General features: G+C 70.7%; 17 protein-coding genes and 2 pseudogenes. 10 read left to right on the top strand and 9 right to left on the bottom strand.

Going from position 1 to position 23,176, the window contains the following annotated elements:
* Window positions 1-37 precede the first annotated feature (37 nt).
* Both Srubr_RS26760 and Srubr_RS26755 read left to right on the top strand, forming a co-directional pair.
* A complete protein-coding gene (locus Srubr_RS26760) occupies window positions 38-646 on the top strand; it encodes a DUF1707 SHOCT-like domain-containing protein (RefSeq protein ID WP_189993736.1) in 609 nt (202 codons plus the stop codon).
* A 386-nt stretch (window positions 647-1,032) separates the two neighbouring features.
* Window positions 1,033-1,896 (top strand): S1 family peptidase, encoded by an 864-nt coding sequence (locus Srubr_RS26755; RefSeq protein ID WP_189993734.1) that lies wholly within the window; start codon window positions 1,033-1,035, stop codon window positions 1,894-1,896.
* A gap of 7 nt (window positions 1,897-1,903) precedes the next feature.
* Here Srubr_RS26755 and Srubr_RS26750 read toward each other — a convergent pair whose 3' ends face one another.
* Together Srubr_RS26750 and Srubr_RS26745 are read right to left on the bottom strand one after the other, a co-directional pair.
* Window positions 1,904-3,514: an N-acyl-D-amino-acid deacylase family protein gene (locus Srubr_RS26750; protein WP_189993732.1), complete on the bottom strand. Its 1,611-nt coding sequence runs from the start codon at window positions 3,512-3,514 to the stop codon at window positions 1,904-1,906.
* 9 nt (window positions 3,515-3,523) lie between these two features.
* On the bottom strand, window positions 3,524-4,795 hold the full coding sequence (locus Srubr_RS26745; RefSeq protein ID WP_189993730.1) for an amino acid deaminase: 1,272 nt from the start codon (window positions 4,793-4,795) through the stop codon (window positions 3,524-3,526).
* Between the two features lie 123 nt (window positions 4,796-4,918).
* Between Srubr_RS26745 and Srubr_RS26740 the strand changes: the two genes are divergently transcribed.
* From Srubr_RS26740 to Srubr_RS26720, 5 genes are all read left to right on the top strand, one after another.
* A complete protein-coding gene (locus Srubr_RS26740) occupies window positions 4,919-5,986 on the top strand; it encodes a sugar kinase (protein ID WP_268257580.1) in 1,068 nt (355 codons plus the stop codon).
* Complete coding sequence (locus Srubr_RS26735; RefSeq protein ID WP_189993728.1) at window positions 5,983-6,747, top strand: IclR family transcriptional regulator; 765 nt, start codon at window positions 5,983-5,985, stop codon at window positions 6,745-6,747. The genes Srubr_RS26740 and Srubr_RS26735 overlap by 4 nt, the downstream gene beginning before the upstream one ends.
* A complete protein-coding gene (locus Srubr_RS26730; RefSeq protein ID WP_189993726.1) occupies window positions 6,744-7,154 on the top strand; it encodes a RidA family protein in 411 nt (136 codons plus the stop codon). The genes Srubr_RS26735 and Srubr_RS26730 overlap by 4 nt, the downstream gene beginning before the upstream one ends.
* A 120-nt stretch (window positions 7,155-7,274) precedes the next feature.
* Window positions 7,275-8,753 (top strand): GntP family permease, encoded by a 1,479-nt coding sequence (locus tag Srubr_RS26725; protein WP_189993725.1) that lies wholly within the window; start codon window positions 7,275-7,277, stop codon window positions 8,751-8,753.
* Window positions 8,754-8,818: 65 nt separating this feature from the next.
* Entirely contained in the window at window positions 8,819-9,442 is a 624-nt protein-coding gene (locus Srubr_RS26720; RefSeq protein WP_373313457.1) for a hypothetical protein, read from the top strand.
* A 3-nt stretch (window positions 9,443-9,445) separates the two neighbouring features.
* On the opposite strand, the pseudogene Srubr_RS26715 reads toward Srubr_RS26720, so the two are convergent.
* From Srubr_RS26715 to Srubr_RS26690, 7 genes and pseudogenes are all read right to left on the bottom strand, one after another.
* Window positions 9,446-9,949: pseudogene (locus Srubr_RS26715) on the bottom strand (M14 family zinc carboxypeptidase); the annotation flags it as partial.
* Window positions 9,950-9,973: 24 nt separating this feature from the next.
* Window positions 9,974-10,330 (bottom strand): annotated as a pseudogene (locus Srubr_RS41020) (Scr1 family TA system antitoxin-like transcriptional regulator); the annotation flags it as partial.
* Between the two features lie 57 nt (window positions 10,331-10,387).
* The gene (locus tag Srubr_RS26710) at window positions 10,388-11,644 is read right to left on the bottom strand and encodes a DUF1266 domain-containing protein (protein WP_189993723.1); all 1,257 of its coding nucleotides are present in this window, start codon (window positions 11,642-11,644) and stop codon (window positions 10,388-10,390) included.
* Between the two features lie 629 nt (window positions 11,645-12,273).
* Window positions 12,274-17,004: a putative T7SS-secreted protein gene (locus Srubr_RS26705; protein WP_230426668.1), complete on the bottom strand. Its 4,731-nt coding sequence runs from the start codon at window positions 17,002-17,004 to the stop codon at window positions 12,274-12,276.
* Window positions 17,004-17,654 (bottom strand): hypothetical protein, encoded by a 651-nt coding sequence (locus Srubr_RS26700; RefSeq protein ID WP_189997490.1) that lies wholly within the window; start codon window positions 17,652-17,654, stop codon window positions 17,004-17,006. The genes Srubr_RS26705 and Srubr_RS26700 overlap by 1 nt, the downstream gene beginning before the upstream one ends.
* Window positions 17,651-18,133 carry a hypothetical protein gene (locus Srubr_RS26695; RefSeq protein ID WP_229926828.1) on the bottom strand — a complete coding sequence of 161 codons (483 nt, stop codon included), beginning with the start codon at window positions 18,131-18,133 and terminating at the stop codon, window positions 17,651-17,653. The genes Srubr_RS26700 and Srubr_RS26695 overlap by 4 nt, the downstream gene beginning before the upstream one ends.
* 140 nt (window positions 18,134-18,273) lie before the next feature.
* Window positions 18,274-19,992 (bottom strand): chitinase, encoded by a 1,719-nt coding sequence (locus tag Srubr_RS26690; protein ID WP_189997489.1) that lies wholly within the window; start codon window positions 19,990-19,992, stop codon window positions 18,274-18,276.
* Between the two features lie 247 nt (window positions 19,993-20,239).
* On the opposite strand from Srubr_RS26690, the gene Srubr_RS26685 reads away from it, so the two are divergent.
* Genes Srubr_RS26685 through Srubr_RS26675 form a run of 3 tightly spaced genes read left to right on the top strand, consistent with a single transcriptional unit; the run spans window position 20,240 to window position 23,172 of the window.
* Window positions 20,240-21,163 carry a hypothetical protein gene (locus Srubr_RS26685; RefSeq protein ID WP_189997488.1) on the top strand — a complete coding sequence of 308 codons (924 nt, stop codon included), beginning with the start codon at window positions 20,240-20,242 and terminating at the stop codon, window positions 21,161-21,163.
* A 59-nt stretch (window positions 21,164-21,222) separates the two neighbouring features.
* Window positions 21,223-21,927, top strand: a complete 705-nt coding sequence (gene cpaB / locus Srubr_RS26680; RefSeq protein ID WP_189997487.1) for a Flp pilus assembly protein CpaB — start codon at window positions 21,223-21,225, stop codon at window positions 21,925-21,927.
* Between the two features lie 9 nt (window positions 21,928-21,936).
* Window positions 21,937-23,172, top strand: a complete 1,236-nt coding sequence (locus Srubr_RS26675; protein WP_189997486.1) for an AAA family ATPase — start codon at window positions 21,937-21,939, stop codon at window positions 23,170-23,172.
* The last annotated feature ends 4 nt before the right edge of the window (window positions 23,173-23,176 follow it).

Here is a 23,176-nt window from a genome sequence, read left to right as displayed (position 1 = left end):
CCGTCCAAGGGAGTTGCCCACATGGGAGAGTGTCCCCATGGGTGAACATGCGTACGGCCCCGACCGTGCCGGGCAGGCGGGACCCGGTCGCGACGTGCTCGTCTCCGAGGAGGAGCGGGAGCGGGTCGTCGAGCGGGTGCGGGACGCCGTGGCGGACGGCCGGCTGCCGCTGGACGAGCTCGACGGCCGGCTCGACCGGATCTACGCCGCCCGGACGCGGGGCGAACTGCGGGCTGCCGGGAGCGGATTGCCCGCGCCCGGGCCCAGGGACGCGGCAGTGGGGGACGGCGCACCGGCGTCCGGGTTCGCGCTCGGCGTGTTCGGCGGGTTCCGGCGGGACGGCGGGTGGGTCGTGCCGCCCCGGTTCACCGCCTGGTCGATGTGGGGCGGCGGCCGGCTCGACCTGACCGAGGCCCGTTTCGCCGCGCCGGAGACGGTGATCCGGGCCGTGGCCCTGTGGGGCGGCACCGAGATCGTGGTGCCGGACGACATCGACCTCCAGGTCAGGGGGTTCGGTCTGTTCGGGGTGTTCGGCGGACGCGAGGCACGGGCGCGGCGTGACACGGCCGGTCCGGCCGCCCCGCGTGTCGTCGTCAAGGGCCTCGCCCTGTTCGGAGCCGTCGTCACCACGTCGCGCCGGAAGTGAGCCGACCGCCACACCCGGCGGGACTTCCGTCGCGCGGCCAGGAACCCCCCTCGCGCGACTCGGCGGAGCCGCCGTCACCCGGCTTGACGGAATCTTCGTCGCGAGGCCGAGGTGATCCCCTGTCCCGCAGTCGACCTGATCCTTCGTCGCCTGGCTGACGTGCTTCCCCGTCACACGGCAGACCCGATCCCCCCACCGTCCCCCCTCCCGGTGTGAACGCCCCCCCCACGGCCGGCGCAAACCTCCGGTGTGCGGTCCGAGGGAAACCCCTATGGCCTGTCGTGGCTTCTTGTCGGCACCCTTCCGTGCTGCCGACAATGCGCATGACAACCGTGTGGGCGGCCGGACAACCTCCGGTCGCCCCCGTCGTAAGAGGGGACCCCCACGTGAACAAGCCTCTCCTTGCCGCGCTCTCGGCCGTGGCGACCGTCGGCCTGGGCGCCACCCCGGCGCTGGCCGCCCCGCACAGCTCCGCCCCGCAGACCACCGCCCCGCACTCCGCCAAGGCCGCCGCGGTCACCGTCGACTTCGCCGGCACCGTCTCGCTCAGCAACTGCTCCGGCTCCGTCATCCGCTTCCCGGGCTCCGCCGACACCGACCCGGCCCTCGTGCTGACCAACGGCCACTGCCTGGAGACCGGCATGCCGAGCGCCGGCCAGGTCATCACCGGCCAGTCCTCCAGCCGTACCTTCGGCCTGCTGAACTCCGCCGGCACCAAGATCGCCACCCTCCGTGCGAACCAGATCGTCTACTCGACCATGACCGACACGGACGTCACGATCTACCGCACCACCACCACGTACGCGGCGATCAAGAGCTCGTACGGCATCAGCCCGCTCACCGTGCAGGACACCCACCCGGTGGCCGGCACCGCCATCAAGGTGGTCTCCGGCTACTGGAAGCGGATCTACTCCTGCAACGTCGACGGGTTCGTGTACCGGCTGAAGGAGGGCGACTGGACCTTCAAGGACTCGGTCCGCTACACCTCCGCCTGCAACACCATCGGCGGCACCTCGGGTTCCCCGGTGATAGACGCCACCACCGGCAAGGTCGTCGCCGTCAACAACACCGGCAACGAGGACGGCGAGCGGTGCACGGTGAACAACCCGTGCGAGGTCGACGCGAGCGGCAACGTCACCGTCCGCCAGGGCATCAACTACGCCCAGCAGACCTACAACATCCCGGCCTGCTTCACCACCGGCAACAGGCTCAACCTGAGCGCCGCCGGTTGCACGCTGCCCAAGCCGTAGACGCGGTTCACAGCGGTGTACGGCGGACGGACCGGCCCGGCAGGGCATCCGTCCGCCGGCCGTCCTCGATGACGAACCGGCCGTCGACCAGCACGTACGGTATTCCGGTCGGCAGCCGGCGCGGCTCGGCGAAGGTGGCGCCGGGCGCGACCGTCCGCGGGTCGAACAGCACCAGGTCGGCCCGGTACCCCTCGCGCACCAGCCCGCGGTCCGGCAGCCGCAGCCGCGCCGCCGGCCGGGAGGTGAGGTGGGCCACGCACTCCTCCAGCGTCAGCACCCCCAACTCCCGCACGTAGTGGCCGAGGTAGCGCGGGAACGTGCCGTACGCCCGCGGGTGCGGCTTGCTGCCGCGCAGGATGCCGTCGGAGCCGCCGGTGTGCGCCGGATGCCGCATGATCGCGCGGACGTTCTCCTCGTGGCCCACGTGCTGGAGGATCGTCGTACCGAGCCGGTCCCGCACCAGCAGCCGGCGGGCGGTTTCCCAGGGGGCCTCGCCGCGCAGGTCCGCCGACTCCCGGACGGTACGGCCCACGAAGTCGCCGAGGGCCGGGTCGCTCACCCCCGAGATCTCGATCGTCTCCCACTCCACCGGCACGCCGTGGCAGCCGTCCGAGCCGGTGACCTCCAGGTCGTGCCGGATCCGCCCGGCCGTCGCCGGGTCGGTGAGCCGGGCCAGGATCTCCTCCGGGCCGCCCTCGCTCGCCCAGCTCGGCAGCAGCGCGGCGAGGGTGGTGCAGCCGGGGGTGTAGGGATAGGTGTCCAGGGTGATGTCCGCGCCCGCCTCCAGGGCCCCGTCCAGCAGCGCCAGCAGCTCGGGCGCCCGGCCCTTGTTCACCCCGAAGTTCATCGTCGCGTGCGCCAGGTGCAGCGGGCAGTCCGCCTCCCGGGTGAGGGCGACCATCTCGGCGTACGCCTCCAGCGCGCCGGCGCCGTAGGAGCGGTGGTGCGGGCAGTAGTAGCCGCCGTAGGAGCCCACCACCCGGCACAGCTCGGTCAGTTCGGCGTCGCGCGCGTACATCCCGGGGGTGTACGTCAGCCCCGACGACAGGCCCACCGCGCCCTGCTCCAGCCCCTCCGCGACCAGCCGCCGCATCCGGTCCAGCTCCCCGGGGGTGGCCGCGCGGTCCTCCCAGCCGACCACGAGCGCCCGGACCGTGCCCTGGGGGATCAGGTAGGCGGCGTTCACGGCGATGCCGCGGTCCAGCCGGTCCAGGTACCCGCCCACCGACCGCCAGTCGAAGTCGATGTCGTCGCCGTACCCGTTCCACCCGGTGATCGCCCGCCGCACCTCCTCCAGCGTGCGGTCGTCCACCGGGGCGTACGACAGGCCGTCCTGGCCGAGGACCTCCAGCGTGACCCCCTGCGCGGCCTTCGCGCTGTGGTCGGGGTCGCGCAGCAGGGCCAGGTCGGAGTGGGCGTGCATGTCGATGAAGCCGGGGGAGAGGACCAGGCCCTCCGCGTCGATCTCCCGCCGGGCGCGCGGGCGTTGGCAGCCCGCGGCGGCGGCCTCCTTGACGATCGAGACGATGCGGCCCGTGTCGATCACGACATCGGCGCGGTACGCGTCCGCCCCGCTGCCGTCGACGACGTCGGCGTCCCGGATGACCAGGTCCTCCACGTGGGCCTCCTAGAAGAACGTACGGATGTAGTCCACGACCGTGCCGTCCGCCTCGGCCACCGGGATCAGCTGCCACTTGTCGAACGACGTGCACGGGTGGGACAGGCCGAAGCCGATCCGGTCGCCCACCTCGACGTCCGCGCCCGGGGCCGTGCGCAGCCAGGTGTGCTGGTCGGACAGCCCGGTGACGGTGATGCCGGTGGCCGGGCGCTCCTCGCCGTCCCGGCGTACCACCTGGGCGACCGGCAGGTCCAGGTCGTAGGCCGCGTCCCGCTTGCCCGCGTTGGCGAAGGCCTGCTCGGGGGAGGGCCGGGAGACGACCTGCGCCCACAGCCGGAAGGCGGACTCCAGCGCGCCCTCCTCGGGGACCCGGCCGAACGGGGTGATCCTGCGGTAGTGCCCGTCGTCGTGCGAGACGTAGGCGCCGGAGCGCAGCAGCTTCAGCACGGGCTTCGACAGTTCCGGAACGTCGGCGAAGACATCGGTGACCGCGTCGAACCAGGCGCTGCCGCCCGCGCTCACCACGATCTCGTCGGCCTCGCCGAACCGCCCGGCCCGGTCCAGCCCGGCGGCCAGCGCCACCAGCCGCCGCAGATACGACCGCACCCGCTCGGGATCGGCCTCCGGCACCTCGCCCTCGTACCCCGCCACGCCGACCAGGCGCAGGGTCGGTACGGCGGCCACGGCGGCGGCGACCTCCCCGGCCTCCGCCTCCGTACGCACCCCGGTGCGCGCCCCGTCGCCCGCGCCCAGCTCGACCACCACGTCCACCGGGCGGACCGAGCCGCGCAGGGCCGCGTCCATCAGCTCCACACCGCGCACCGAGTCGACGTAGGCGACGAGCCGGAAGTCCGGGTCGGCGGCCAGTTCGGCGGCGATCCAGCGCAGGGCGGGGGCGTCCACCAGTTCGTTGGCGAGGAAGACCCGCCGGATGCCGAACGCGCGGGCGACGCGCACCTGGTGGGGCACCGCGAGGGTGATCCCCCAGGCCCCGTGCTCGATCTGGCGGTGGAAGAGCTGCGGGGCCATGGAGGTCTTGCCGTGCGGGGCGAAGGCCAGCCCGTGCCGGGTGGTGTACGTCTCCATCAGCGCGAGGTTGTGCTCCAGGCGCTCGGCGGACAGCGCGAGGACCGGGGTGGTGAAGCCGTCGGCCTCCCGGAAGAGATTGCGGCGCTGGGCGGCCAGCTCGGCGACCGTCAGGCCGTAGGCGTCCGGCGGGAGGCCCTTGAAGCGGTGGTCGACGTGTTCCTCGGCGAGGCGGGTGAGCGCTTCGGTGCCCATGAAGCCCCTCTCAGGCGTTGCGTATTCTGCAACGACCATTGCGTCTAGTGCTTACTGGTGTCTAGCATCTCGCCGAACACCGGGTCAACGGATCCGCCGCCCTGGCGATCGACAGGAGTCATCATCAACGACGCTGCTTACGCCTCGGTCGTCGCGCCCACGCGGCCCGTCACGGACGCGGACGTGGCGGCGCTCGGCGAGTCCATGGTCACCTTCCTGCCCAGCCACCCCGGCCGCCTCGCCGACGTCCCCTCCTTCCACCGGGCCATCGGCGGCGCCGAGTCCAACGTGGTCTGCGCCCTGGCCGCCTTCGGGCACACGGCCCGCTGGGTCAGCCGGGTCGGCGCGGACGGCTTCGGCGACCACCTGGTGGAACGGATCGCCGGGTACGGCGTCGACGTCACCGCCGTCCGCCGGGACCCCGGCCGGCCCACCGGCGTGTACTTCCGCACCGCCGGAGACCGGGGCACGGGCGCGCACGAGGTCGCGTACTACCGGGCCGGATCGGCCGCCTCCGCGATGTCCGTACGGAACGTGGACCTGACGGCGGCCCGCGCGGCACGGGTGCTGCACCTGTCCGGGATCACGGCCGCGCTGTCGGCGCGGTGCCGGGAGCTGCTGTACGAGCTGACGGCCCCCGGCCCGGGACGCCCGCTGGTGTCCTTCGACGTCAATCACCGTCCGGGGCTGTGGCGGGACGGCGAGGGCGCCGAGGTCCTGCTGGAGCTGGCACGGCGCGCGGACATCGTGTTCGTGGGCGAGGACGAGGCGGACCACGCCTGGGGGATCACCGGCGGACCGGCCGCCGTCCGCCGGCTGCTGCCCGAGCCGCGCGTACTGGTCGTGAAGGAGGGAGCGCGCGGCGCCACGGCCTTCACCCGGGACCGGCCCGACGGCACCTTCCAGCCCGCCCTGCACACCGCCGTCGTGGCCACCACCGGCGCCGGAGACGCCTTCGCCGCCGGCTTCCTCTCCGCCACCCTGCGCGGGCTCCCCGTCAAGACCCGCCTGAAGTACGGCCACCTCTTCGCCGCGGCCGCCCTCACCACCCCCGGCGACCTGGCCGCACCCCCCGCCCGCGACCACGCCGACCGCCTCGCCGCCCTGGACGACGGCGCATGGGGGAGACTTCGACTCGGCCCCGGCTGGACACGAGCCGAGCAGGCCGAGGAGGAGGCGAACATCCCATGAGTCAGACCGTCGACCGCGCCCTGAGCATCCTGCCGCTGCTCGCCGAGGGCCCCGCCGACCTGGGGCAGGTCGCCGACCGGCTCGGCGTGCACAAGTCCACCGCCCTGCGCCTGCTGCGCACCCTGCACGAACACGGCCTGGTCTACCGCCAGTCCGACCAGCGCTACCGCCTCGGCGCCCGCCTCTTCGCGCTCGCCCAGGAGGCGATGGAGAACCTCGACATCCGCGAGATCGCCCACCCCCACCTCGTACGGCTCAACGAACAGTGCGGCCACACCGTCCACCTCGCCGTGTACGAGGAGAACGAGGTGCTGTACATCGACAAGGTGGAGAGCCGCTACCCGGTCCGCATGTACTCCCGGATCGGCAAGCCGGTGGCCATCACCGTCGCCGCCGTCGCCAAACTGCTCCTCGCCGACCTGCCCGAAGCCGAGCGCCGCGCCCTCGCCGAGCAGCTCGACTACCCGCTGTACACGGCCCGTTCGACCCCCCACGCCGAGGCCTTCCTGAAGGAACTGGCGACGGTGCGCGAACAGGGCTGGGCCACCGACCTCGGTGGCCACGAGGAGTCCATCAACTGCGTCGCCGCCCCCGTGCGCGGCGCCGACGGCCGGGTGGTCGCCGCCATGTCGGTCTCCGCGCCGAACGTGGTCGTCACCGCCGAGGAACTCCTCAGCCTGCTCCCGCTGGTCCGCCGCACGGCGGACGCCATCAGCGGCGAGTACTCCGGAAGAACGCCAGTGAAGGGCACCCCCGCATGACCGACAAGATCGCGCTCACCCCCAAGACCCACACCACCCCGCCCGCGAAGTTCTCGCACGGCGTGAAGAAGGGCAACATCCTCCAGGTCGCCGGCCAGGTCGGCTTCCTGCCCGCCGAGGAGGGCAAGCCCCCGACGCCGGCCGGCCCCACCCTGCGCGAGCAGACCCTCCAGACCCTCGCCAACGTCAAGGCGATCCTGGAGGAGGGCGGCGCGACCTGGGACGACGTGATGATGATCCGCGTCTACCTCACGGACGTGGACCACTTCGCCGAGATGAACGACCTCTACAACGCCTACTTCGAGGAACAGGGCCTGACCCAGCCGCCCGCCGCCCGCACGACGGTCTACGTCGGTCTGCCGGCCGGCCTCCTCATCGAGATCGACGCGCTCGCCGTACTGGGCTGACGCGCGCCGCCCCCCTTCCCTTTCCCTTACGTACGTCCGCACGGCACGGCACTCCCCGGGGAGCCGTGCCGCGCTCCCCCCTGCCCGAAAGCGTCATGCATTTACGAAGAGGACCCCCGTATGTCCTTTCCGCTCGCCGCGCCCGTCCCCACCGCGCCACCCCACACCGGGGGCCTGCTCCTCCTGATCGACGGCACGCCCGGCCTGCTCACGGTCGCCGCCCTCGGCATGGCCCTCCTGCTCTTCCTGATCATCAAGGTCCGGCTCCAGCCCTTCGTGGCCCTCCTCGCCGTCTCCATAGCCGTCGGCCTGCTGGCCGGCCTCTCGGTCACCGAACTCTTCGGCACCGTCCAGCGCTCCGACGCCGTCTCCACCATCGAGTCCGGCATGGGCGGCATCCTCGGCCACGTCGCCATCATCATCGGCCTCGGCACGATGCTCGGCGCGATCCTCGAAGTCAGCGGCGGCGCCGAGGTGCTGGCCGCGCGCCTGCTGGCCCTGTTCGGCGAACGCCGGGCCCCGCTCGCCATGGGCCTGACCGGCCTGCTGTTCGGCATCCCGGTCTTCTTCGACGTGGGCATCTTCGTCCTCGCGCCCCTCGTCTACGCGGCGGCGAAGCGGTCCGGCAAGTCGGTGCTGCTCTACTGCCTCCCGCTGCTCGCCGGCCTGTCCATGACCCACGCCTTCCTGCCGCCGCACCCCGGCCCGGTCGCCGCCGCCGGACTGCTGCACGTCCAGCTCGGCTGGGTCGTCCTCATGGGCATCGTCTGCGGCCTGCCCGCCGTACTGGCCGCCTGGGCGTACGCCGCCTGGGCCGGAAGGCGGATCTTCGTCCCCGTACCGCAGGACATGGCGGAGGCGGCGGAGGAGGCGAAGCGGGCGGTGGCCGCCGAGCAGCGCGCACAGGGCGTGACACCGAAGGAGACCCCGGTGCCCCTGGCCACGGTCCTGACCATCATCGGCACACCACTGCTGCTGATCCTGGCGGCCACGTTCTCCTCGATCGCCCTGGATCCCTCTCCGGCGCGCTCGGTCCTGGAGTTCTTCGGCAACCCCTTCGTGGCCCTCACCCTCGCGCTGCTGCTCGCCTACTACCTCCTCGGCATCCGCCGCGGCTGGTCGCGCAAGTCGCTGGAGACGGTGTCGACCGCCTCCCTGAAGCCGGTCGGCAACATCCTGCTCGTGGTCGGCGCCGGTGGGATCTTCGGCGCCGTGCTGAAGGCCGGAGGCGTCGCCCAGGCCCTGTCGGACACCTTCCACGACGTCGGCCTGCCGGTGATCGTCCTGGCGTACCTGATCGCGCTCGTCCTGCGGGTGGCCCAGGGCTCGGCGACGGTGGCGATCGTGACGACGGCGGGCATCGTGGCTCCGTTGCTGGCGGAGGGCGGGCACTCGCAGGCGTTCTCCGCGCTCGTCATCATGGCCATCTCGGCGGGCTCCATCTTCGCCTCGCACGTCAACGACGGCGGCTTCTGGATGGTGGCCAAGTACTTCGGCATCAGCGAACGGGACACCCTGCGCTCGTGGACGGTGCTGGAGTCGGTGTTGTCGCTGGCGGGGTTCGCGGTGGCGGCGGTGGCCGGGGTGTTCGTGAACTGACCGGTTCCACGGCGTGTTCGTGAGCTGACTGGTTACGGCACAGGGAAGTCGTCCATACTGCCGCCGTGGAGCAGCGCATAGGATCGAGCAGCAAGCCGACCGGGGCCGGGGAGCCGTTGAAGGCCGAGCCGGTGAAGGCGGAGCCGTTGACGGGTGGGCTGGTGAAGGGCGGGCCGGTGAAGGCCGAGCCCGTGTTGGGCGCCGGTTTCGACCCGGCCTTCGTACCCGGGATCACGGGACCGACGCCGACCGAGGCGGGCCCGGTGTCCAAGGAGCCGTCGGGCCCGGAGGCCGCCGGGGAGGCTCTCGGGGAAGCTTCCGGGGAAACCGGCGCGGAGACGCCCGAGGAGTCCGTCGAGGAATCACCGGAAGCCGGGGACGGCGACGGGCCGGACTCCGACGAGCCGGACGGGCCGGTCTTCGAGGCGGCGGACCGCCGGGCGCGGATCGTGGCCGACCGCAGGGGCGTCCGCCTCAGCCTGGACGAGGAGGCCTGCGACTTCCGCTGGGACGAGATCGCCGCGGTGGAGACGGAGACGCCCCGCTTCGGCAAGCGGTACACCGTCACCGTGCACACCCCTGACCGCCGCTGGTTCCCGATCGAGATCGAGGCGCCGGCCAGGGCGCGCTTCAAGGAGTGGGACGAGCAACTGGACGCGGTGCTCGACGCCTACTTCGAGGAGGCGTAGCCGCTAGGAGCAGTACTGGGCGGCCTTGCCGATCGACCGGTACATACAGTCGGCGTTCTCCAGCAGCTGCAACACGGCGTCCTTGTTCCGGGAGGTCTCCCGCTCGATGACTTCGTCGGGCGGGTAGAACCCGCCCCCGGAGGACGAGGCCGGGTACATCTCGAAGGTGTAGCTGAAGATCTTCTGCGTACCCCACAGATAGTCGTCGATCGTGCCGTCCGTGATGTACAGGTCGCTGGACTGCTCGGCGGTGTACCCGTTGCTGGCGGCCATCTTCCGCCCGACGGCCTGGAACGCGGCGGCGTCGTCGGCGGTCATCCCGGCGGCGGTGTCCGAGTAGGTGTACCCGAACGGCCACAGCACCAGCTCGCTGTAGGTGTGGAAGTCGATCCCGGCCGTGATCTGCTGCTTGCCGCCGACGACCCGGCCGCGCACGAAGTCGGCGACGACCTTCACCTCGGGCGCGGACTCGGCGGCGGACCCGCGGTAGGTCTCGGAGGAGATGGATAGGTGGGGGTGGATGAGGTCGCGCGACCGCTCGGGGGTCAGCGCCTCTTCCCTCACCCTACGGAAGAGCTTGCGAAAGTGCTCCAACTGCGCTTCGGAGTCGATGAACGCCGTGCCGTGCGGGGCGTCCCGTACGACGGTGTCCAGCCGGGGAACCGCTCCGCCCAGGTGCACCATGGTGCTTCCGGCGCCCGCGAAGTCGTCCAGCACGAAGGGAATGACCCGCACGGTGACGTGGTCGGCCTCGGACACCTCCAGAATGCGGCCGAGCTGAGCCCGGGAGGCGGCGCGTCCGGCCACCCTGATGCGGAGCGCCGCTGCGTGCATCACGGTCTCGTACGGGATCGGGTTCGGACCGTCGATGACGACTTTCCGCTTCATCCGGGACCGGGGGAAGTACGTGTGGTGTGAGTTGCCCGCCTGCTGAGTAGATGACCGTCAGCGGAACGGAATCGTGAGCCACGGGCTGCCGGGGTCGGACATCAGGATGCGATGCGCCTCGACCATGTTCTGGTACCAGTCCCCGAACTCCTCGTCGTCGAAGTGCAGGCAGCGGCCGAGGATGTAGCCGGCGGAGAAGTCCTGCCAGGACTTGTAGGACAGGGCGGCGGCCCGGCCGGCCTGGAGGACGGCGGCCTCGGCCTCCTTGAGCGTGCCGAGGCGGGCGCCCAGCCCCCACCGGGCCATTTTCGAGGCGCGGCCGAGATCCCAGGCGTCCACGGACGAGACGTACTGGTTGCCGTCGAGTACGCCGTCGGCGCGCATCCGGGCCTCGTAGCGGGTGATGCGCCCGATGAGCCGCTGAACGCCCTCGATGTGGGCCTCGACCTCGGACTCGGGCCGGGGTTCGGTCTTGGTGACACCGTCCTCACCGACCACGACCGACCCCTCGGATCTGGCGCGGATGACGTTGGCGGCGGCCTGGCGCCAGTAGCCGACGTCGACGTGGCCGCCGAAGTCACGGGCGATGGTACGGCGCAGGCCGAGGGCGAAGTCCCAGACGGAGCTGTGCTGTTCGCAGGCGAGGAGGTCGCGGAGGTAGTACTGCCACTGCTCCCGGGTGGTGATGCCCCACCACTCGTTCAACCGCTTCCGCTCGTCCGGATAGCCGGTGCCGTGCCAGGCCATGGCGTTCCAGAAGGAGCCGTTGTTGACGCAGAGGAGGGCACCGCAGGCGAGCCCGTGGGCGACGGGGCCGTGCAGGGGACCGCCGACGCGGAGCGTACGCAGCCGCATCGACCGCTCGCGAGGCGGGGTTTGTTCCCCGTACTGTGCCCAGGCCGCGGAATGCGGCGGCGCGGAGGGGAGGAACGCCTCGCAAGGGCTCCCCGGATTGACGACGATCATCGGCGGATCGGTCGGCTGCCACACCTTGGCGAACCACTCCAGGTGGTTCCAGTCGAACACCCGGTGCGGCTCCGGGGCGGGCAGCATGCCCTCGGTGTACACGGCCCAGATCCGCCCACCGGCGACGCGCGGGTCATACCCGAACACGGCGTACGTGGCCCTGGGCGTGGCATCCGCCCCGCCCTTCTCTATCTCGAAGAACAACCGATCCTGCGCCAACGCCCCGAAGTACGCGGCCCAGTCCCCCCGCCCCTTGGCCTCGAACAGGGCCTGCTCGATCTCCGAGGGAGGAGTCCAGGCGGGAGCGGCGACAGGAGAGAACCCGGCAGGTGGCGGCCCGAACGACATGAAACCCTTCCGCTCCTCTGTCCAGCTGTGGCGAGCCCAGCGTACTGGCGAGTCCCGACCGGCGAGGTGCCCTGTCTCCGTCAGGAGCCACCAGGGAGGAACTTCTCCTCCAGGACCCAGTACTCGCTTCCTTTCTTCTCCGCGCGTAGACCGGATTGCAGGATGTGATGCCAAGGAAACTGGTGACACCCTGGAATCTCGGAATTGCCAATTCCGTTATATTTCCGGCGCGGGGATCTGTTGGAGATGTCGGATAATCAAGTCAAGGTCGGAGAGTGCCTTGAGGCAGAACTCCTGATCTTGGGTGTTAATAGAATGAACGACCTCCGAAAAGGCGGGGTCTTCGAGTCCTTGCGCCTCGCGCAAGAGTCGGCTTGGCAGCAGGATCCAGTTTCGTCTCGTTCTGTCAAGTGTCCATTCGACTTGAGTGTGAACCTCCCTCACGGCATCGTCGATGTATTGGCCGATACGTTCGCGAGGGGACACGTAGCGCCATCCCAGGTATGGAACTTGATGGTATCCATAAACATCGTTATGCTCAGTGGGCAATTTGAACCAAGCCAACTGCCCGAACCTGCTGAGGGCTTCGATGGCGTCTGCATTCCGGCTCGACATAGGTATAGTCTCCCTTACCAGAGGGGTCCGGAGTACCCGCCATTCGCTACTACTACTTTCTTTCCTGGATTGGTTAGCCGAATGGCTCGCTCGTAGTCCCCATAGGGAATCGGGTCCTTGCTCATCGCGGGGTCGTATACATAGCGTCCGTCGGTGTAGACGTCGTGGTAGCGATATGTGACCAATTCTTGCCCCATTTTTTCGGGGATTACAATTTCCTTGCTTCCGTGCGCCGTGAAGTTGATGATCTTGCCTCGCCCTCCCGTTTCTCGAAGAATATATTCGGCGATTTCCGAGCAGTCTACATTTCCGCCAATCGGCGCGGACCTCATAACGGCTGTTGCGGCTTCGTCTGCGGGGTGGTCGGGATTGGGGGTTCTGAAGTCAAAAGGCCCTCGCTGCTCTTCCTTTTCGGGGCATTCCGGTGCGAGTCCGAGTGAGTCGGAGAGTGTGTGAGGGTTGACGGTGTACGTGGCAGGGTTGGGGGCGGGAACAAGCCCCAGGGGATCGGGAGTGAGATAGCGCGCTGTTTCGGGGTCGTAGTGGCGGAAGTAGTTGTAGTGGAGGCCGGTTTCGGGGTCGTAGTACTGGCCTGGGAAGCGTAGGGGGGTGTAGGTGGTGCTGTTTGTCGACCACGCCGTTGTGCCCCAGAGGGTGCTGCGGGTGTGCCAGGCGATTTCACCCTGTTCGTCCAGCAGTTCTGTGGGGGTGCCTACGAGGTCGGTGACGATGGCGAAGAAGCGGGAGTCGATCTCCTCTTGGGGCGCGTCGGCTGCGGTGATGCGTTCCGTTTGGGCCAGGGGGCGTAGGCCCTGGTGGTCCCAGGTCAGGGTGATCGGGTGGGGGAAGGCTTCGGATGTTGTGGTTTGTTCGCAGAGCGTTGTGCCGTCCCAGGTGAAGTCCACTCGCTCCACGACTGTTTCGCCGTCCTCGGCCAGGCGGAGTTTCGCGGTGCGGCGGCCCAGGGGGTCGTAGGTGTAGCGCCAGCGAGTGCCGTCGGGGGTGACCACTGAGGTCAGGCGGTCTTCGGTGTCCCATTCGTAGTGCCAGGTGTCCGGCTTGCGTGAGAGGCGGGTTTTCTGGCGGAGGGTGATGCGGCCGAGGGCGTCGTGTTCGTAGCGGACGTTGCCGGCTCGGGTGATGCGGGTGCCGGTGTAGGTGCGGGGGCCTGTCGACTCCGCTCCCGGGTGGGTTGCCGGCCAGGCGGCTTCGGTTTGGTTGCCTGCTTCGTCGTAGGCGTAGCGTTCTGTCCAGCCGGCTGCGTGGACCGCTGTCACGCGGCCGGTGGCGTCGAGGTCGAAGCGGCGCGTGCCGGACAACTCGTCCTCGATGGCGGTCAGGTTGCCGTCGGCCCGGTAGGTGAACGTTCGGTGATGGACTCTGCGGCCTCCTGCGCCGGTGACCGACTGGGTCGTCAGGCGGCCCATCGTGTCGTAGGCGTGTTGCAGGGTGATCGTGTCGCCGACCAGGCGCCTCAGTTCGTGTCCGGCCTCGTCGTAGGAGAAGTCGATCGTCCGCCCGGATGCCGTCATGCCTGTGCGGCGGCCTGCCTCGTCGTAGGACCAGGTGGTCTTCGCCCCGGTCGGGGTCACCCGGCTCGTGCGGCGGCCTAAGGCGTCGTACGTGTACGTCACCGTGCGGCCGCCGACCGTTTCCGAGCGCAGGCGGCCGTGGCGGTCGCGGAGCAGGGTGAGGGTGGTGCCGTCGGGGCCGGTCGCGTGGGCGAGTTGGTCGGTCAGGTCGTAGGCGTAGGTCGTGACCCCGCCCGCCACGGTCTTGCGGAGTACCTGGCCCAGCGCGTTGCGGTCGAACCTCGTTTCCTCGCCGAGTGTGTTCCGTCGTGCCGCCAAGCGGCCTGCCGGGTCGTACTCGTACGTCAAGGTCCGGCCGTCGAAGTCCGTCTCCCGAGCCAGGTGGCCTGCGGGGTCGTACTCGTACGTCCAGGTCAGGCCCTGCGGGTTGGTGACCTTGGTCAGACGTAACTCGGTGTCGTGAGCGAACTCGTAGCGGACGCCGTCCGGGCCCGTGCGGGCCGACAGCAGGTCGAAGTGGGTGTACTCGAAGCGGGTGACGCCGCCGAGGGGGTCGGTGTGGGTGGTGCAGTTGCCCTCGCCGTCGTACGTCCACGTCTCCGTGGTGCCGTCGGGGGCCGTGCGGCGGGTCAGCTGTCCTTCGACCGACCACTCCAGACGGGAGACACCGCCGAGTGGGTCCGTGATCGCTGTCGGGAGGCCGAGGGCGTTGCGTTCGTAGTGGGTGGTCGCGCCCAGGGGGTTTGTCATCTGCACGGGGAGGCCCGTGCGGTCGCAGACGACCGTGGTGGTGTTGCCTAACGGGTCCGTCACCGAGGTCAGGTGGCCCGCCTCCGTGTAGGTGAAGCGGGTCGTCTGGCCGGCCGGGTCCGTCACCGACGTGCGGTTGCCCCGATCGTCGTAGGTCTGGTGGAACACCGTGCCGTCCGGGTTCACCACCTTCACCGGCAGGCCGAGAGCGTTGTACTCGGCCCTCGTCTCGCGGCCGTCCGGGCGGATCGCACGGGTGACGTTGCCCGTCTCGTCGTACTCGAACGCCGTCGTGTGGCCCAACGGGTCCGTCGTGGACAGCAGACGGTGGTGGCGGTCCCGGCGGTAGTGGGTGGTCGCGCCCAGCGGGTCGGTCTCCGCGACCACCTGCCAGGCGTCGTTGACCAGGTAGCGACGGATGTGTCCCTCGGCCGTCGTCACCGTGGTCGTCCGCAGGCCCGTCTCCGGGTCCGGGTCGCCGTAGCTCAGGCGCAGGGCCATGTGGCCCGCCTCGCCGGCCTCCGCGACGCAGCGGTCCTGGTCGTCGTACTCGTAGATGTAGCCGCGGTCGTTCGTGTCCGTCCAGGACGTGACGCGGCCGGCTTCGTCGTACGTGAAGCGGAGCGGCAGACCGGAGGAGTTCACGACCTCCGTGAGGTTGCCGTCCGTGTAGCCGAAGCGCTTCAGTTCCTCGCCGGTCGCGGTCAGGTGGTACGCCGTGACGCGGTTCGAGGCGGTGGTGATGCGGACGCCTTGGCCGGCGCTCGTGTATACCCCGAGCGGGGTGCCCTCGGTGTCGTACTCGAAGGTGATCCAGTTGCCGTTGCGGTCGTCGATCTGCTCCAGGACGGCGAGGTCCGGGCCTCGGTCGGCGAAGTGGCGTACCCGGCCGGTGTGCGGGTCCGTGATCGTGTAGCCGCCGTCCACCCGGTCCAGGGGCAGGCGGGGGCCGTGGCTCGCCAGGGTGGGCAGGCCGGGTGCCGGGTGGGGGTACGGGAGGAGGAGGCCGTCCTCCGTTACGTAGACGACTCCCTCCGCGTCGATCTCCAGGCGCTCGTCCAGGGTGGAGGACCAGGAGGGGCCGAACCAGCGGCCAAGGTGGTAACCGGACTCCACCCGGCGGGTCAGCAGCAGGGGGAGTACGCCGGGGAGGGTCACGTCCGTCTGTGACAGGTACATCTTGCCGGTGGCCACGTTGACCGGGTCGCCGCAGCCCTTGGTGCTGTTCTGGTCGTGCGAGTGCTTCGGCGGGTCGTTCTCGACAGTGCCCCGGGCCGAGTCCCCCGCCGCCTTCTCCGCCCCGGCCCGGGTCTCCCGGGTCGCCGTCTGCGCGGCCTTCCGGGTCAGGCCCGCCGCCTCTCTGGCCAGCCCCGCTTCCGCGCCGAGGCCCTTGGTGCCGAGGAGTTCGGGCAGGAACCGGCCGCCGGATTCGGAGGGGTCCTTGCGGAACTCGTCCCACATGGTCTTGGCGGTGCGTTCGGGGTGGGCGGCGGTGGAGACCAGCCCCGAGAGCGTCATGCTGACGTTCTGCATGTACGCGGCGGGGTGGTTGAGGTTGTAGGGGTCGATGGGGTTCAGGCCGCGGACGAAGGTGCCCAGGCCGGCCGTGCCCTTGACGACGCCCCCGGCGAAGTGGGTCAGCTCGATGCCGGCGGACAGGACACCGTCGGACAGGTTGTTCTTGATGCGGTCCAGCGGCGGGGGCTCGGCCGGAGCATGCGCGAGAGCCGTCCTGACCTTGCCCTGGGCTTCGGCGGCGGCGGTGTTGCGCTGCTTGCGGGCCTGGGCCAGCTGATGGAGCGCGGCCTGGACATCGGCCTTGCCCGGGTCCTGGAACTCGGCGGGCCGGGGGCCGGGGTCCTCGCCCGCCTGCGCCTTCTCGTTGTAGGCGGCGACCTTCTCCTTGTGGGCCTCGAACGCCTCCTTGGACGCCTTCACGCCCTTCTTGTACAGGCGCACGGCTTCCTCGGCCTGTCCTTGCGCCCACTTCACCGTGTCGGCGTACGACTCCAACGCGCCGGCCGCCGTCTCACACGCCTGGGCGGCCTGCGCCCACTTGACCGGGTGCACACCGAACTTCTCCCGGAACGCGTCCCCGCCCTCACCCCTCCAGCCGGAGGAGTCGACCTTCTTCAAGCCCTGGCCGACCTTGTCGAAGGCGCTGTGGAAGTCCCGCAGGTGCTTCGCGCTCTGCCGGATCTTGGCCGGGTTGCCGTGGACGAGCTCGTTGGCCTCCTCACTCTCACCGAGCTGCTGCTCACCCGGGGTCGCCCCCAGATCGGAGGCGACCCCGTCGCCCCAGTCCTCCACCACATCGGCCCACTTGTGCGCCCCGACGTAGTCCAGACCGTCACCGATCTTGTCCGTCGTGTAGTCCACGCCCTTGCCGACGAGCTTCTTGCCCCGGTCGACCAGATCCTCCCCGCCGCTGAGGAGCTTGTTGGTCACATCCCCGATCCCCATCAGCCCTCCTGGCCCTGCTGCCCGGCAGCTTCGGCGCGGGCCTCGGCAGAGGGACCGAACGCCTCGTCCAGCATCTGGTCGTAACGCTCCCGCGAGACACCGACAGCACCCGCCACGTCGGCCGGTCCCACGCCCGGCACAACCGAGGAGCGCGAGGTCAGCGCATCACGGGCCGCGTCCTTCCAGCCCTGCTCACTGTTCGCCCACGCCTGGCGGAACGACTCCCCGCTGTAGTCCGTACCCCCGCCCGATGCGGCGATCTCCCCCCAGCCCATCTTCTGCACCTCCTCCTCGGAGGCGTACGGATTCCCGACGGACGCGTTCACGGCGACCTTGAAGGCACCCTTCACATACTGGTCCGTCTCGTAGTACGTGCCCGCCGCCAGCCCCGCCTTCTCCGCGAAGGCGTTGCCCTCGGCGACCAGCGCCCGCACCCCCCACTCCCACCGCTCACAAAACGACGAGAACTCGCCCGTCAACCCCTCATGTCCCAGCTCCAGACCGGACAACGCGACATCACCGAAACCACGCCCGGCCCCCGCCTCCCCGGCCATACCCAGCTCCCGCAACTCCCCCAACGCCTCGGTCAGACCCTTCGCGATCAGATCCAGACCCCGCGTCGCCAGGTCCTTGCCCCCGCCACCGCTCACCGGACGTCCCCCGTCCCGCCGTCGACATCCACCGCCACCGCATCCGGCACGACCCCCCGCACCGGAGGAAAGAGCATCCCGCCCTCACCGTCCGCACAGTCCAGCGCCACCCCGCACGGCACCCCCACCGCCGGCACCGCCGCATCCAGCAACCGCGCCCCCAGCCACCGCTGAAACACCCACTCACGCGCACCCTCACCCCGCGCCAGAGCGAAACGCGCCAACGCACCCTCGTCCGAGAACGCGTAGAACCAACGCACCCCACCGAAATCCGCCGTCAAAGGCGCGCCGTCCTCGTCCACCGGCACGAGCACCGCCGTACGCCGGAACTCGCCCAGCAGCACCGCGAACTCACGCTTGCCGCGTGCGGCCCCCTCGGCCTGCTCCGGCCGGCCGGGCCCGGGTGGGTCCAGGTAGTCGTACAGCCGTGACCTGCGCGCATGCTCCGCGGAGACGGTTTCTCCCCCGTGTTCGGACATGACCGGGATCATCACACCCGTCCCGTAGCGGGTCCAACGCGACAGCCGGCCGAGGGATCGAGACCGGCCACCCCAGGGGCTTACGCGTCGGCGCCCGGACCGTGGGGTGGTCCGGGCGCCGGGGGAGGGGACGGGGTCGGTTACGGCAGGGCGTGGACGTGGGCTCCCACGCTGTTGGACCAGGCGTTGCCCGAGGCCGCGTCCCAGTTGGTGGACCAGGTCATCGCGCCGCGCAGGTCGGGGTAGGTCTTGGACGGCTTGAAGGTGCCGCAGTTGACGGCCTTCGTCAGGCAGTCCAGAGCGTTGTTGACGACCGTCGGGGAGACGTAGCCGCCGCCGGCCGCGCGGGTGGAGGCGGGGAGGCCGAGGCCGACCTGGGACGGGGACAGGCCGCCCTCCAGCTGGATGCAGGCCAGCGCGCTGAGGAAGTCGACCGTGCCCTGGCTGTAGACCTTGCCGTCACAGCCCAGCATCGAACCGCTGTTGTAGTACTGCATGTTGACGACCGTCAGGATGTCCTTGACATTCAGGGCCGTCTGGAAGTAGGAGTTCGCCGTCGACTGCATGTCGATCGTCTGCGGGGCCATCGTGATGATCAGGGACGGGCCCGCCTTCGCCGACAGCGACCGCAGGGCCTGCGTCATGTACGTCGCGTTCAGGCCGTTCTCCAGGTCGATGTCGACGCCGTCGAAGCCGTACGTCTGCATCAGGCCGTACACGGAGTTCGCGAAGTTCGTGGCCGAGGCGGCGTCGTTGACCGACACCGAGCCCTTCTCGCCGCCGACCGAGATGATGACCTTCTTGCCGGCCGCCTGCTTGGCCTTGAGGTCCGCCTTGAACTGGTCGACCGTGTAGCCGCCGAGGCCGGCCGAGTCCAGGTTGAAGGTCACCGCTCCCGGCGTGGACGTGGCGTCCGCGAAGGACACCGCGATGATGTCGTAGGCCGCCGGGACGTCCGACAGCTTCTGGACCGTGGCCCCGTTGTTGAAGTTCTGCCAGTAGCCGGTCACCGCGTGCTTGGGCAGGGAGCCGCCGCCCCCGCCGCCCGAGCCGGCGGTCGTCGTGCCCTTGACCGCCGCCGACTTCGCCGACTCGCCCGCCGCGTTGGTCGCCGTCACCTGGAAGGAGTACGACGTCGAGGCCGCGAGGCCGGTCACCGTCGCCGACGTGCCCGACACCGCCGTCACCTTCGTGCCGTCGCGGTAGACGTTGTAGCCCGTCGCACCGGACACCGCCGACCAGGACAGGGAGACCGAGGAGGATGTCGCGGAGGACACGGCGAGGCCGGACGGGGCCGCCGGGATCGTCGGGTTCGGGTTGCCGCTCCCGCCGCCGTCGGGGCCGTAGACGGAGAGGTCGTCGGCGTAGTAGGCCGCCTGCCCGTACCAGCCGTGGGTGTAGACCGTGACCGAGGTGGTGGAGGAGCCGGTGGTGAACGACGTCTGGAGCTGCTTCCAGGACGGCGTGTCCGGGGTCCAGGTGGAGACGTCCGTGGTGCCCGTGCCCGTCACGCCCAGGTAGGTGTAGCCGCCCTGGACCCACGCGCTCAGCGTGTACGTCGAGTTGGGCTTGACGGCGACCGTCTGCGAGCACTTCGCGGTGTCCTGGCCCGCCGGGGTCGCCTTCAGGGCGCTGGTGCCGCCGTGCACGGGGGACGTGACCGTCGCGCCGCTGCCGGCCGTGCACGTCCAGTCGGCGAGGCCCGACTCGAAGCCCGCGTTCCGCACGTTGTTCACGTCCGCCGCCGAGGCGGGGGAGGCCGCGGCGAGGCCCGCGACCGAGAGGGCCAGGGCGGTGGCGGCGGACCATGCCGCGAGGCGTCGTCCGGTGGGTCTGGGTATGCCTGGTGCGCGGTCCACTGAAGCCTCCGGTGGGGAGTCGGACGGGGAGAGAGTGGGGAGAGAGAGGACGGTGGCCACCGCTCGCCCTACAAGTTGGTCCAGACCAATCGGGGGTGTCAAGAGGTCCAGACCGGATTGGTTCCGGGCCGTCCGCTCAACCTGTCCTGGTTTGGCGGGGCTTGCGGCGGGAGAGTTCCCCACCGGCTTGCCTCACGCTGTTCTCCCGGTCATACGGCCGTGGATACAGTGCTCGGGTAGTCACGCAATGAAGTCGTCCCGGCGCACCGGAGTGACCCCCGGTGGGCCGACGGATGTGAAGAGCGGAGAGCTGCGCGTGCCAACAGCCATTGCCGTGACCAGCGCCGACATGGCGCTGCCGGCGCAGGACGAGCGGACCGTGCCCGCCGTCGTGCTGACCGGACTCGACCGCGGGCCGCTGGACGAGGGCCTCGCCGGACTCCACCGGCTCACCGAGCAGCACGGATACGTGGTCGTCGTCTGTTCCGAGGCCACCCCGGAGCCGGTCGTCCGGCGGCTGCACACCCTGCGCGCGCTGCTGGAGAGCGACCGCGTCGCCCTGTTCCGGCCCGCCCTGCCCCCGCTCGGCGTCGCCGTCCTGGCCCGGCAGTTGCGCCAGCTCGCCTCCTGCGACCTGAGCCCGGGCGTGCTCGCCTGCGCCGGACGGCTGCTCACCCACTACATCCACGCCGGCGCCGTCCTCGGCTCGGTCGCCCGGCTGGACCGGGTCCCGGTCGGGCTGAAGGCGCACGCCAGGTCATGGGTGCCCGGCAGCCAGTTCGCCGTCCTCGCCCACCCCGAACCGCAAGTGGTCCGGGTCGGCCCCGAAGCCACCCTGAAGGGGCCGGAGTTCGGCACCTGGATGCTGGTCGCCCAGGGGCAGTCGCACAGCGACTGGGTCGCCGGCCTCGGCACCCGGTGGGGCGTGCACGGACTGCGCGAGGCCCCGCTGCCCGCCGAGTCCCCGCTGTGGTGGGGGACCGGCCGCCTGGTCGAGTTCTGCGGCTACCTCGCCGACCTGTCCGTCCTCTACCAACTGGTCACCTCCGTACGGCAGACCCGCTGTCACTGGTGCGGCCTCGACGTCATCGGCGACCGCTGCGTCTTCTGCCGGGCCACCGCCCAAGACCCTGCGTCACCCCGCGCCCTGGAATCGCGAACGCCCGCCTGACCTGCGCGAACCTGACCCGTCCCGCTCGAGTCGATTCCCCCGATGAGGTAGCACGGTCCATGAACTCCCGTCAGCGCCGCGGCGTGTTACTGCTGATCCTGTCGGCCCTGTGCGCGCTGGGCGCGTTCGCCGGCGTGCTCTCCTTCGTCCACGACGTGAACACCAAGGTCGGCCCCGAGACCACCGCCTACCGGGTCAGGTCCGAGGTGAAGCCGTACACCACCCTGGACGCGGACCAGTTCGAGAAGGTCGAGATGCCCAGGCGGTGGCTGTCCGGCAACGCCGTCACCGACCTGGCGCAGATCCGCGGCAAGATCGCCGTGACCACCCTGCGCGCGGGCTCCCTGCTCCAGACCGACATGATCGTGGACCGGCCCGCCCTCCAGCCCGGCCAGCAGGAGGTCGCCATCATGGTCGACGCGGCGACCGGCGTGGCCGGGAAGATCACCCCCGGCTCGCGCGTCAACGTCTACGCCACTTTCGAGGGACGCAAGGAGGGCGACCCCGACCAGTCGAAGGTCATCGTCACCAACGCCCGGGTCCTCGACGTCGGCCGGATCACCGCCCTCGACCCCGACGACGACAGCCGCCGCCGGCCCACCGACGCCGTCCCCATCACCTTCGCGCTGTCCACCCTCGACGCCCAGCGCATCACCTACGCGGAGTCCTTCGCCCAGCGCGTCCGGCTCGCGCTCGTCGCCCCCGGCAGCGAGACCAGCGTCCCCGACCAGGACCGCACCTACGAACTCGCGACGGACAAGTGAGAGGCGGCCATGCCCACCAGGATCCTCCCGGCCGGCGCGGACCCGGACGCCGTCCGCTCCCTCACCACCCTGCTCAGCCAGCTTCCCGACGCCGAACCGCAGCCCCCGGTCACCGACTCCACCCAGCTGGTGGACACCCTCGCCCGGCTGGCCGCCGAGTCGGTCGAGGAACTGCCCGAGGTCGTCGTCGTCCACGAACGCATCGGCCCCGTACCGGCCCTGGAGCTGATCCGCGAGGTCGCCCTGCGGTTCCCGGCCGCCGGCGTCGTCCTCGTCACCAGCGACGCGAGCCCCGGCCTGTTCGCCGCCGCCATGGACTCCGGCGCCCGCGGCCTGGTCGGGCTCCCGCTGTCGTACGAGGAACTGGCCGGCCGGGTGCAGGCCGTCGCCCAGTGGTCGGCGGGGGTACGACGCCACCTCGGGCACGGCGCCGAGACGCCCGCCGGGCCCGGGGGCACCGTCGTCACGGTCAGCGGCGCCAAGGGCGGCACCGGCGCCACCCTGACCGCCGTCCAGCTGGCCCTCGCCGCCCAGGCCGCCGGCCGCGCCACCGCGCTGGTCGACCTGGACCTGCAGAGCGGCGACATCGCCTCCTACCTGGACGTCCAGTTCCGCCGGTCGGTGGCCGACCTCGCCGCCATCACCGACATCTCGCCGCGCGTCCTGGCCGACGCCGTCTTCCGCCACGACACCGGGCTCGCCCTGCTCCTCGCGCCCGCCGAGGGCGAACGCGGCGAGGAGGTCACCGAGCGGGCCGCCCGGCAACTGGTCGGCGCCCTGCGCTCGCGCTACGAGGCCGTCGTCGTGGACTGCGGCGCCCAGCTGAGCGGCGCCGGCGCGGCGGCCGTCGAGACGGCCGACACCGCGCTGCTGGTCACCACCCCCGACGTGATCGCCGTACGCGCCGCCAAACGCACCGTACGGATGTGGGACCGGCTCCAGATCCGCAAGGCCGAGGAGACCACGGTCGTCGTCAACCGGCACACGCGCGGCGCGGAGATCCAGCCCGCGCTGGTGCGGCGCATCACCGGCACCGCGCTCGCCCGGACCGCCGTACCCGCCGCCTACAAGGAGCTGCAAGGGGTCGTGGACGCCGGACGGCTGCACGATCTCGACGGCAGGAGCACGGTGAAGCAGGCGCTGTGGGCGCTCGCGGCGGAGCTGGGGCTGGCCGAGGCGGGACAGCAGCCCTCCCACCGGGGCACCGGCCGGGCAGCGGTGACCTTCCGGCGGCGGAAGGAATGAGCGG

This window comes from Streptomyces rubradiris (assembly GCF_016860525.1).
In the GTDB taxonomy this organism is placed as follows: Bacteria; Actinomycetota; Actinomycetes; order Streptomycetales; family Streptomycetaceae; genus Streptomyces; species Streptomyces rubradiris.
This window is presented reverse-complemented; position numbering and strand designations above follow the sequence as displayed.